At 63.9% G+C, this 10,765-nt stretch carries 8 protein-coding genes; 5 read left to right on the forward strand and 3 right to left on the reverse strand.

Annotated features, from left to right (window positions below; all coding sequences use genetic code 11):
* From NUH87_RS01550 to NUH87_RS01560, 3 genes are all read left to right on the forward strand, one after another.
* Complete coding sequence (locus tag NUH87_RS01550) at positions 1–1,005, forward strand: cupin-like domain-containing protein (RefSeq protein WP_338524405.1); 1,005 nt, start codon at positions 1–3, stop codon at positions 1,003–1,005.
* Entirely contained in the window at positions 1,002–2,372 is a 1,371-nt protein-coding gene (locus NUH87_RS01555) for an MFS transporter (protein ID WP_338524406.1), read from the forward strand. The genes NUH87_RS01550 and NUH87_RS01555 overlap by 4 nt, the downstream gene beginning before the upstream one ends.
* A 165-nt stretch (positions 2,373–2,537) precedes the next feature.
* The gene (locus NUH87_RS01560) at positions 2,538–3,149 is read left to right on the forward strand and encodes an aspartyl/asparaginyl beta-hydroxylase domain-containing protein (protein WP_040069805.1); all 612 of its coding nucleotides are present in this window, start codon (positions 2,538–2,540) and stop codon (positions 3,147–3,149) included.
* A gap of 79 nt (positions 3,150–3,228) precedes the next feature.
* Here NUH87_RS01560 and syrC read toward each other — a convergent pair whose 3' ends face one another.
* The 3 genes from syrC to NUH87_RS01575 are packed head-to-tail and all read right to left on the reverse strand — an operon-like array spanning position 3,229 to position 7,513.
* The gene (syrC, locus tag NUH87_RS01565; protein ID WP_338524407.1) at positions 3,229–4,440 is read right to left on the reverse strand and encodes a syringomycin E biosynthesis aminoacyltransferase SyrC; all 1,212 of its coding nucleotides are present in this window, start codon (positions 4,438–4,440) and stop codon (positions 3,229–3,231) included.
* Positions 4,441–4,496: 56 nt separating this feature from the next.
* Positions 4,497–5,432, reverse strand: a complete 936-nt coding sequence (syrB2, locus tag NUH87_RS01570; RefSeq protein ID WP_338524408.1) for a syringomycin E biosynthesis L-threonyl-[L-threonyl-carrier protein] 4-chlorinase SyrB2 — start codon at positions 5,430–5,432, stop codon at positions 4,497–4,499.
* A 17-nt stretch (positions 5,433–5,449) separates the two neighbouring features.
* Positions 5,450–7,513 (reverse strand): amino acid adenylation domain-containing protein, encoded by a 2,064-nt coding sequence (locus tag NUH87_RS01575; protein WP_338524409.1) that lies wholly within the window; start codon positions 7,511–7,513, stop codon positions 5,450–5,452.
* A gap of 346 nt (positions 7,514–7,859) precedes the next feature.
* Here NUH87_RS01575 and NUH87_RS01580 point away from each other — a divergent pair, with 346 nt between their 5' ends.
* Positions 7,860–8,921, forward strand: coding sequence for a TauD/TfdA family dioxygenase (locus NUH87_RS01580; protein WP_338524410.1), 1,062 nt, complete (start codon positions 7,860–7,862; stop codon positions 8,919–8,921).
* A gap of 76 nt (positions 8,922–8,997) precedes the next feature.
* Complete coding sequence (locus NUH87_RS01585) at positions 8,998–10,704, forward strand: cyclic peptide export ABC transporter (RefSeq protein WP_338524411.1); 1,707 nt, start codon at positions 8,998–9,000, stop codon at positions 10,702–10,704.
* Positions 10,705–10,765 lie beyond the last annotated feature (61 nt).

Here is a 10,765-nt window from a genome sequence, read left to right on the forward strand (position 1 = left end):
ATGTCATTGATCGCCGAAGTGGATCGCCCTGAGTCGAAGTTCTGGAGCCTGTCGCGTTTTCCCAATCATCCCCAGGCGGGTCCCGTCGAAGTGATCGATGCGTTGAGCATTTCCAGGGAGGAGTTCACCCGCCGCTACGTCAATCACAACCGCCCATGCCTGGTGAAAAATGCCGTGCGCCACTGGCCGGCGTTCCAGAAGTGGCAGCGGCTGGATTACTTCAAGACGCATTCGCGCAACAATCCGGTGGTGGTGCGTTCGAAGATCGTCTCGGAGGTCATCGGCTGGTCCAAGCCCGAGGTCAAGGCGGCGTTGACCGAGTACGCGAACACGGTCTACCGGGAAATGCCGTTCCACGAATTTCTCGACGGCCTGGGCCACGGGCACGACCCCCTGGTGGCCGACAGTTGCCGTTTTTCCGAAGGCTCGGCCATCGAGCAGATGAAGGATGACGTCGGCGGCCTGCCGTTCATGCCGCAACTGTCCAAGTCCCGGCACTATCCACCCCATCGCAGTTTCCTCTACCGCAACTCCTACACCGACTGGCATTTCCATGTCGTCGACGAGACCTTCATGGCCCAGGTGGTGGGCGCCAAGGAGGTCCTGCTGCTGCCACCCGACGAGACCAGCTGGCGGGCGCTGCGCCCGGTCATCGAAGAGGCGGGCTACCTGTACGACATCGATACCCGGCGCTTCCCTGGCACCCGCGATTTGCGGGCGCTGCGCACGGTGGTGGAACCGGGCGATGCGCTGTACATCCCGGTGTACTGGTGGCACGCGGTGCAATCCATGGACGACGCGTTCGGTGCTACCGTTGCGGCGACGTTCCCGACGCCCTTGCATGTCAGTGGCGATATCCGCTCGCCCATCGCCAGGCGGGTGCTGCGCACCTATCTGTTTTCCCGTCTGGCGCCAGTGGTGCTGGGCGCGGTGGCCTACTCCCTGGCCTGGCGCCTGGCGCAGAAGGTGAGCGGTCTGTTCACGCTCCGCGATGTGCGCCCATGAGCCGCAAGCGCCGTCAGCCATCCTTCGACCTGGGGCGAAGTTTCTATTTCCTGTGGTGCGGCGAGTCCCTGGCGATCGTCGGCACGGCGTTGATGGAGTTCGCCCTGGGGGTCTGGGTCTATTCCCACACCGGCTCGGCGGTGGCTTTCGCCAACGTGGTGCTGGCAGCGACCTTGCCGGCAGTGGTGTTCCTGCCGCTGGCCGGCGGGCTGGCCGACCGGGTCAGTCATCGGTTGATCATCGTCTGTTGCGACGTGAGCCTGGCGCTGTTGCTCTTCGGGGTCATGGGCCTGCTCTGGTTCGATCGCCTGGAACCGCTGCACCTGTATCTCTTCAACTGCCTGGCCTCGATCGTCTCGGCCTTTCGCAAGCCGGCCTACCAGGCGGCTGTCAACTCGATTGTCGCCCCCGAAAAGTTCACCCGCGCCTCGGGCCTGATGGGCATCAGCAAGAACGCTTCGGCGCTGGTCGCTCCACTGCTGGCGGGGGCGATCATGGCCCGTGCGGGGCTGGTGACCATCCTGGCGGTGGACCTGATCACCTTCTGCTCCGGCACCTTGCTGGTGATCAAGGCCTTTGCCCATGTGCGGCGTTCGTCCGGGCGGCACGACGGCCCCGACAAGGCTTCGGTGCTGCGCGGCGCGCTGGACAACGTCGCCGGCGCACTGAAGTTCTTCGCGGCCAGCCACCTGATGGCCGGCCTGCTGGTCTACACCATGCTGCGCAGTGCGCTGTTGTCGTTGGCGACCTTGATGATGACGCCCTTGCTGCTGTCTACCTTGGGCAGCCAGACCCTGGGCATGGCCTACACCTGGGCGGCCCTGGGCGGGCTCGCCGGTGCCGGGGTGCTGATCTCCATGGGCAACCCGCGTCGATTGATGGCGTTGGTGGCGGTGGCGGACCTGCTGTTGGCGTTGTGTGTCATCGCCCTGGGCGTGGTCTCGCACGCCGTGGCCTACTGCGCGCTGGCCTTTGTCGCGATCACCGCGGCGAGCGTGGCCGACGCCAGCGTGAATTCGCTGTGGATGCGCAAGATCCCCGGCGGCAACCGCGCCAGTGTCTTTGCGCTGATCAGCATGCTGACCATTGCCACCACGAGCCTGTCGATCTTTGTCGGTGGCCTGTTGGTGGACCACTGGTTCCAGCCGGCGCTGGTGCCCGGCGGGGCCTATGCCGAGTCGATCGGGCACTGGCTCGGGGTCGGTCCGGGACGCGGCGTGGGGATGCTCTTCGTGGTGGCCGGCGCCTGCTTCGCGCTGCTGGCCCTGAGTGTCCTGTGCTATGGACCGATGCGCCGCCTGGAGGGTGCGCAGCCCGAGCTGGCATCCCCGCGCGCGGGCGATACGGCGCAGGTCGAGGCCCTGTGAAGGCGCCTTGGGCGCCCTGTGGCCGGCCTGTTGTACCGGATTCCCGTGACAGACAGGCACCGGCCGCTGGGTCAACCTTTCCAGGCTCCCGCGCAGCGTCCCGGATCCGACAGGACTGCGCCCGCACCGCTATCCGAGCCGACCACAATCGATAAAGGAGGACCTATGCGTCCGTCGTTTTATGACCCCAGCCGCTTCCCCAAGCTTCAGCACCTTGCCGATAACTGGGAAGTGATTCGTGAAGAGTTTCTCGCCCTCGATGCACCGACCCTGACCATCAACCGCGTGGGCAAGTCGATCACCGAGATCGTCGATGAGGTGACCGAGCACATGGAGGCCGGCGGCGAATATGGCTGGCTCTGGGGCTGGGGCGACGACATGGACGTCATGCCCGAGTGGACCCAGTACGGCCTGGTGGCCTATGACAAGCCGATCCCCTATGCCCAGGCCGCCATGCCGGGGACCATCGAACTGTTGAAGCAGATTCCCGGGATCAAGCTCTGTGCCTTGCTGCGCATGGAACCCAACGTGTTCCTCGGCACCCATTCCCATACCGGCACCTGGGAAGAGGGTCTGTTGCACATGCAACTGACCATCGACGCCCCGACCACCCAGAACTATGCCTACCTCAACGTCAACGGCAGCTTCAACCAGAGCACCAACGGCAACCTGGTGATCTTCGACGGTTCGCTCGATCACTTCGCGCTCAACGCCTCGCGGGCACACCGCACCGTGTTGTACCTCGAGTTCCATCGCGAAAAACACATGGTTGCCTGATAGCGGGCAGGGCGGTTCGAGTGATCGGACCGCTTTTACGGCGTGGGGGGCATAGGCCCCCTTTTTTGTTGGGAGACTGTCAGGCGACAGCGGGCTGGAGGGTCGCTTCGAGGAAGCGGAAGGCGGTCTGTTTCGAGTACTGCGTGGAGGCGAAGAACGCCAGGTGGCTGCCGTCCTGTTCCACGTGCAGCACGGCATCGTCGATCGACGCGGCGATATAGCGTGAACCGCCAATATGCGTGGTCTCATCGGCATCGCCGGCGACCACCAGGGTCGGCACGGTGATGTTTGCCAGCCGCGACGCCAGTTCGGTCTTGTTCAGGGCATCGTTCAGTCGCGCATAGCGATAGAACAGCTCCGGGTTGACGTAGGGGTAGAGCACCACGTGGGCAATCGGCTCCGGCGTGGTGGCCAGCGTCGCCTGGTCGAGGAACATCGCCTGCAGGTCGCTGGCCTCGTGACGGTCATAGGCCGCGGCTTCCATCAGCCATTCGAAGTTCTGCTGATGCGCGGTGCGCAGGTCGTTGTCGCCCAGGTTGTAGTCGCCGTGCCACAGGCTCAGGGAGTTGACCCGGTTGCCGTGGGCGGCAGCGGCGCTGAGGGCGATCACCGCGCCGCCGCAGATGCCCATCAGGTGCGCCGTCGACAGTTGGTAGTGATTCATCACGCTGATCAGGTCGGCGACCTGGGCCTCGGTGTCCACCGCGACCTGGTCGAAGGCCGCGCAGGAGCCGAACAACCCGCGGGTCTCCCAGGTCACCACGAAGAAGCGCTCGCTCAGGGCGTTGAACCAGTCGCGGCAGAGGTCGAAGGGCATGCCGCAGGGCAGGGCCAGGACAATCGCCGGGCGCTCCCGGTCGATGCTGGCGTGCACCGACAGGGAGACGTTGTCGCGGGTGGTCAGGTGCAGTGTCTCGACTTCTGGCACGGCACCACTGAAATCGAAATGCTTGAGCAGTCGCCCGAACGCCTTGGCCTCTTCGGCATCGTCGAAGTGGTCGTAGCGGTAATCGAGCGCCTGGCAGATTTTCCGGCTGATAAAGAATTCGAAGGACGACAGTTGCGCCTCGCCACCGTGCAGGTACTGCACGGCGCGCACGCCGATCCGCGCGAAGGCGGCATTGATCGCCCGCTCCGTGGCTCGCACGCTGGGCGAGGCCTGCTCGGGGAGCGGGCCATCGCCCTGGGCGAGAAAGCTCAGGCAGACGGGGTCGGGCAGATGGATGGCAAGGTGCCTAAGCATCCTCACGGTCTCGCACAGACGCATCACGGCGTCGGTGGAAATAGTCATGGATTTCAACTCCTGCAGGCACATCGCCAGGCCAACTGTCGCCTGGCATGTGTAGGTCAGACCGCTTCGAATTTCTTGCCGCGGGTGGTATGGGTCACGAGGCGGTTGTAGTCCGGTGTCTTGTCACCGATTACCTGTACAGCGCCGTATTTCTCCAGGCTGATGCGACCGCCGTACTCCTCGATATGCTCGGAGTCCGGGTAGATTTTCACGAACGACGGCACATAGCGCGAGGCGAAGCCCATGCGCATGTCCTGGGATTCGCCGCTGTGCGGGTAGGAGGCGTGCATCAGGGTCGACCAGAAAATGATGAACTGGCCGGCTTTCATCTGCATCGGCACGGCGGAGGATTCGTCGGGCTTCCAGTTCTCGTCGATTTGCAACTGGCGATAGTCATAGCCGAAGAAGCCGCGTCGCACGCCGTCCTTGACCACCGAGCTGTTGTTGGCTTCGGGGTCGTAGCTCATGCGCTTGGTTTCGTCGTAGTTCATGCTGTTCTGGGTGCCCGGGATGAACTGCAGGCAACCATTGGCGATGTTGGCGTCGGTGAACGCGGTCCAGACGGTGATGGTGCCGCCGAAGTCCTCGTGTTCCGGCCAGAGGATCTGCGGTTTGCCGGAGGCGTTGGCAAAGGTGTCGGCCTGGTGCCAGTCGGTGCCTTCATCACCCGGGTATTTTGGGAAGAACTCGGTGCGCCAGCACAGTACATCCGGGCCGAGGATGCTTTCGACGCGATCGCAGATCTGCGCACGGCAGATATGGTTGGCGAGGAAGTCGTCATCCAGGTGGCGGTCGTAGTTGGCGATGTTGGTGCCGGCGGAGATGGCGTCCAGGTCCTGGTAAGCCGCGGCGCTACGGTCGAGCAGGCGCAGGCGGGTACGTTTCCAGGTTTCCTGCATTTCTTCCGGCGAATAGGCATCGAACGGACCGATAAAACCATTCTTTTCGAAGGAGGCGCGCTCTTCCGGGGTCAAGGCGAATTTTTTGCTCATGGGCTTTTCCTTTTCGGTCAATGGGCTTGAACAAGCGTGCGGGAGATGTGGTCGGCCAGGGCCTTGGCAGTCGCGCCGTTGGCCAGGACACCCGGGTCGAGGTTGATCTGGTAGTGGGCCTTGAGCTTGCCCAGGGAGCGGATCAGGGCCAGGGAGGTGCCGCCGAAATCGAAGAAATCATCGTTCAGGCCGATGTTCTTCAGACCCAGGTCTTCACTCCAGACCTTGAGCACGAACTGCTGCGGAGCCAGCGTGCGGGCGATGTAGTCGGCCAGGACCTTGGCGGTCGCGCCGTTGGCCAGGACACCCGGATCGAGGTTGATCTGGTAGTGGGCCTTGAGCTTGCCCAGGGAGCGGATCAGGGCCAGGGAGGTGCCGCCGAAGTCGAAGAAGTCGTCATTCAGGCCGATGTTCTTCAGGCCCAGGTCTTCACTCCACACCTTGAGCACGAACTGCTCTGGCTCGCTGACCCCCTGGGTGCCGGTCGCATGGGACGGGGTGACGCCGGTGGTCGGCGAGGGCAGCTGTTGCTTGTCGATCTTGCCGTGGGCGGTCACCGGCAGTTGCGTCAGTGCCAGGTAGGCCGAGGGACGCATGTAGTCCGGCAGGCTGGCGGCCGCCAGGGCGGCGACTTCGCCACGGGTCTGCTCGGTCCAGGCGCCCAGACCCTGGGTCGGGACCACATAAGCCACCAGGCGCAGGTCGCCGTCGCCGTAGTCGTGTGCGGCGACATGGGCGGCGGCCACGCTCGGGCTGGTTTGCAGGCAGGCTTCGATCTCGCCCGGCTCGATGCGGAAACCGCTGATCTTCAGTTGTTCGTCACAACGGCCGGCATAGCGGTACTCACCGTCAGGGTCCAGGACCAGCAGGTCGCCGGTGCGGTAGGTGCGGATCGAGGTGCCGGGCAGTTGGATGAAGCGTTCGGCGTTGAGCGCGGTACGGTTCAGGTAACCCTGGGCCACGCCGGCCCCTTCGATATACAGCTCGCCGGCCGTGCCTTGGGGGACCGGTATCTGGTTGCTGTCGAGCAGGTGCAGGCGCCAGCCATCCAGCGGCTTGCCGACGGAGACCGTCGCGGCGTTTTCCAGGTCCTGGCCCAGTACGCGCTTGAAGGTGGTGTGCACCGTGGCTTCGGTAATCCCGTACATGTTGATCAGTGCCGGCTTCTGGTCGCCATGGCGCTCGACCCAGGGACGCAGCACGGTAGCCGGCAGCGCTTCGCCACCGAAAACCACATAGCGCAGGGCCAGGGGCGCGGTAGCGTCGCGATCGGCCTCGTCGAGGCCGCGGAAGGCCGACGGGGTCTGGCTGAGCACGGTCACGCGCTGGTCGGACAGCCATTGGCGCAGGGCGACGGGAGAGCGGGAGACCTCATACGGAACCACGGCCACCTGGCCGCCGTGGGCCAGGGCACCCCAGATTTCCCAGACCGAAAAGTCGAAGCCGATGGAGTGGAACATCGACCAGACGTCCTGGGCGTTGAAACCGTAGTTGCGTTGCGTGCTTTCCAGCAGGCGGCTGACGTTGCCGTGGGCGACCTGTACGCCCTTGGGTTCACCGGTGGAACCGGAGGTGTAGATGACGTAGGCGGTGGCCTGGTCCGGATCGCGACGGCTGCCATCGACGCTCAGTTCCAGCTCCGGCGCGGACAGCAACTGGTCGAGGTCCAGCACGCGCAGGGAAGGGCTCTTCGGCAGGTTCGCGGCATCGCCGATCACCAGGCCCAGGCCGCTGTCGCGGACGATGTGCTCGACGCGTTTGCCCGGGTACTGCGGGTCGACCGGGACATAGGCACCACCGGCCTTGAGGATGCCCAGCAGGCTGATGACCAGATCGACGCTGCGCGGCAGGTACATGCCCACCCGCAGGCCATCCTTGACGCCTTCATGGCGCAGGCGCGCCGCCAGCTTCGACGACAGCGCGTCGAGCTGGGCATAGCTCAATGTCCGAGTGGCGTCGGACACCGCCGTTCGCTCGGGAAACTCACGCGCCCGGGCACTGAATATCTCATGCAGGAAGGCACCGGGCGTGAGAGGGGCTGGCGCGGTGTGGACCGAATCGCCAGTGTTCTTGATCGGCATGACTAACGCTCCTGTGTAATAACCAGATGCAACGCATTTTTGCCGTGGCCAAATGCGCTGCACTCGAGACATCCCTGCGGCCTGGAGGATCCATTCGAAGAGCCGGCACGATCCGCAGTTGCCGCATTTCAGCATTGGCAGGTCGCCTGCGTCTGTCGCGGGAAATGGGGACAAAAGCGTGACCTGGCCGATCAGGACGGATCGGCGGACTGCGCGGTCGCTGTCCCGGTTTGCGGTGACAGACAGCCCCCCGCCATCGGTGTTTTTATCCTTGCGCGGCGGCGGAGCGGGTTGGTCTGGCCCCGTACAACGTGGATGTGAGGGGCTGTGGTCCAGGAGTTTTTTCATGAGTCTTCAAGCTAACGCTGCGCCTGTTTTCACCGATGAACAGCGCGCGGATTCGCCGACTTGGCCAGGTCAGGCCGCTGATCCGTCGGTGCGGTTGTCCTTTCTGGCCGCGGGCATGAGCCTGCCGGTGGTGATCGAACCGGCCGTGGCCGGTGTCGATCCGATGCTGTGGGCCGCCACGCAACGCGAGGCGATCGAGGCATTGCTGTGCCGTCACGGCGCGGTGCTGTTCCGTGGCTTCGACCTGGCGTCGGTCGCGGCCTTCGAAGCCTTTGCCGAGGCGCTGTCGCCCGGCCTGCATGGCAGTTATGGCGACCTGCCGAAGAAGGAAGGTGGGCGCAATGTCTATCGCTCCACGCCTTATCCCGAGCGCGAGATGATCCTGTATCACAACGAGAGCTCGCACCTGGAAAGCTGGCCGCGCAAGCAGTGGTTCTTCTGCGAACAGCCGTCACGGGTCGGTGGCGCGACGCCGCTGGCGGACATCCGCCAGGTGCTCCAGCGCCTGCCGGCCGAGGTGGTCGCGCGCTTCGAGAGCAAGGGCCTGATGTACAGCCGCACCTTTACCGCCGGCGTCGAGCCGGGTTGGGAGTCGTTCTTCGGTACGACTGAACGCAGCGTCGTCGAACAGCGTTGCCGCGAACAGGGCACCGACTTCGAATGGCTCGACAGCGAGACCTTGCAGATTCGCACCCAGTGCCCGGCGGTGATCAGCCATCCGTTCACCGGTGAACGCTGCTTCTTCAACCAGGTGCAACTGCACCACCCGTTCTGCCTGGGCGAGGAAATGCGCGAGGACCTGCTGGACATGTTCGGCGCCGACCGCCTGCCACGACTGGTCAGCTACGGCGACGGTTCAGAAATCGAGGACTCGGTCATGACCCTGATCGGCGAAGCCTACGAGGCCTGTGCGGTGCGCTTCGACTGGCGCAAGGGCGATGTGGTGATGCTCGACAACATGCTCGCCGCCCATGCCCGTGACCCCTATGAAGAACCCCGTCTGATCGTCGTCGCCATGGGTGAAATGACGGTCCGGGACGACGTTTGGCAACCGACCTGAGTGATCGCCATCGGGTGATCCAGGACTTTCAATGACCGGCCGCAGCGCGGGCGAATGCATTCAAGGACAGCAACCAATGAAAAACGAGCAAGAGAAGAAGGCCAAACCTGGCTCGGTCATGCGTCTGCTGTGGCGCAACCATCCCTGGCTGACGCTGATGACCCTATTGACCGGGATCATCAGCGGGGTGGCGTCCATCGCGGTGATCAAGGTGATCAACCAGGCGATTCATGAGGAAAGCTTCCAGCTGCAGTCGTTGTACTGGTTCGTCGGCCTGAGTGCGGTGGCGCTGTTGTTCCGCAACGGTGCCGCGTTGTTTCCGGCCTACGCCAGCATGCGCATCATGACCCGCCTGCGGATTGCCCTGTGCCGCAAGATCCTCGCCACGCCCCTGGAAGAAGTCGACCGCCGGGGGGCGCCCAACGTCCTGACCATGCTGACCAGTGATATTCCGCAACTCAACAGCACCCTGGTGATCATGCCGTCGGTGCTGGTGGAGCTGTCGGTGCTCCTGTTCGGCATCGCCTACCTGGCCTACCTGTCCTGGGTGGTGTTCGCGGTGACCGTCGGCCTGATGGTGCTGGGGGTTGCGCTGTACCTGTTCTTTTTCCTGGGCGGTATCTCCTTCTCGAACAAAGTGCGTGACGAATTCACCTCGTTCAACGAATACACCCACGCCCTGGTGTTCGGTCTCAAGGAACTCAAGCTCAACGGTATCCGGCGCCGCTGGTTCAGCCGCTCGGCGATCCAGGAATCCTCGACCCAGGTGGCGCGCTACAACTTTATCGAGCGGCTCTGGTACACCGCCGCCGACAACGTCGGCCAACTGACCTTGTCGCTGCTGATCGGTTGCCTGCTGTTCGTCGCCCCCATGCTTGGGGTGATCGATACCCAAACCATGACCGCCAGCGTGCTGGTGGTGTTGTACATCATGGGCCCGCTGTCGCTGCTGATAGGCGCCATGCCGTTGCTGGCCCAGGGCCGTATCGCCGGCGGTCGCCTGGCGGATTTCGGTTTCTCGATCAACGACCCGCATCCGGAGCCGGAAGCCCTCGCCAGCGAAGCCGGCAATGTGCTGCTCCTGGATCACAAGAAGTCCTGGGACAGCATCCAGTTGCGCGACGTGCACATGAACTACCAGGACCCGCTCACCGGCACCGGGTTTGGCCTGGGGCCCATCGACCTGACGGTACGTGCCGGCGAGCTGATCTACATCGTCGGTGGCAACGGTTGCGGCAAGAGCACCCTGGCCAAGGTCATCTGTGGCCTGTACATCCCGCAGGGCGGGCAGGTGCTGCTCGACGACACGCTGATCACCGAGGAGTCGCGCAGCGACTACCGTGACCTGTTCTCTGCGGTGTTCTCCGACTTCCATCTGTTCAACCGGCTGATCGGTCCCGATGAAGAAGAGGACGCCAGCACCGAACTGGCGCAGAAATACCTGGAGACCCTGGGTCTGGAAGACAAGATCAAGATCGAGGGGCTCGGTTACTCCACCACCAAGGCCCTGTCCTACGGCCAGCAGAAACGCCTGGCGCTGGTCTGCGCCTACATGGAAGACCGGCCGATCTACCTGCTCGACGAATGGGCCGCCGACCAGGACCCGCCGTTCAAGCGCTTCTTCTACGAGGAGCTGCTGCCGGACCTCAAGCGTCGCGGCAAGACCGTGCTGATCATCACTCACGATGACCAGTACTTCCAGTTGGCCGACCGCATCATCAAGTTGGTGGACGGGAAGATCGTCTCCGACGTGAATTGTGCGGTGCAGGGCAAGCGCGCCTGATTTCCAGCGCTGTTTAACTTTTCCAGGGACGACCCTTCGCCACGCCGGGCGGAGTCGGTCG

Source organism: Pseudomonas batumici (genome assembly GCF_036585405.1).
GTDB classification, from domain to species: Bacteria; Pseudomonadota; Gammaproteobacteria; order Pseudomonadales; family Pseudomonadaceae; genus Aquipseudomonas; species Aquipseudomonas batumici.

What these genes read in the sequence shown, in the direction of transcription:
- NUH87_RS01550 (WP_338524405.1), top strand. Translation starts at nt 1, where the DNA reads ATGTCATTGATCGCCGAAGTGGATCGCCCTGAGTCGAAGTTCTGGAGC.
- NUH87_RS01555 (WP_338524406.1), top strand. Translation starts at nt 1,002, where the DNA reads ATGAGCCGCAAGCGCCGTCAGCCATCCTTCGACCTGGGGCGAAGTTTC.
- NUH87_RS01560 (WP_040069805.1), top strand. Translation starts at nt 2,538, where the DNA reads ATGCGTCCGTCGTTTTATGACCCCAGCCGCTTCCCCAAGCTTCAGCAC.
- syrC (WP_338524407.1), bottom strand. Translation starts at nt 4,440, where the DNA reads ATGACTATTTCCACCGACGCCGTGATGCGTCTGTGCGAGACCGTGAGG.
- syrB2 (WP_338524408.1), bottom strand. Translation starts at nt 5,432, where the DNA reads ATGAGCAAAAAATTCGCCTTGACCCCGGAAGAGCGCGCCTCCTTCGAA.
- NUH87_RS01575 (WP_338524409.1), bottom strand. Translation starts at nt 7,513, where the DNA reads ATGCCGATCAAGAACACTGGCGATTCGGTCCACACCGCGCCAGCCCCT.
- NUH87_RS01580 (WP_338524410.1), top strand. Translation starts at nt 7,860, where the DNA reads ATGAGTCTTCAAGCTAACGCTGCGCCTGTTTTCACCGATGAACAGCGC.
- NUH87_RS01585 (WP_338524411.1), top strand. Translation starts at nt 8,998, where the DNA reads ATGAAAAACGAGCAAGAGAAGAAGGCCAAACCTGGCTCGGTCATGCGT.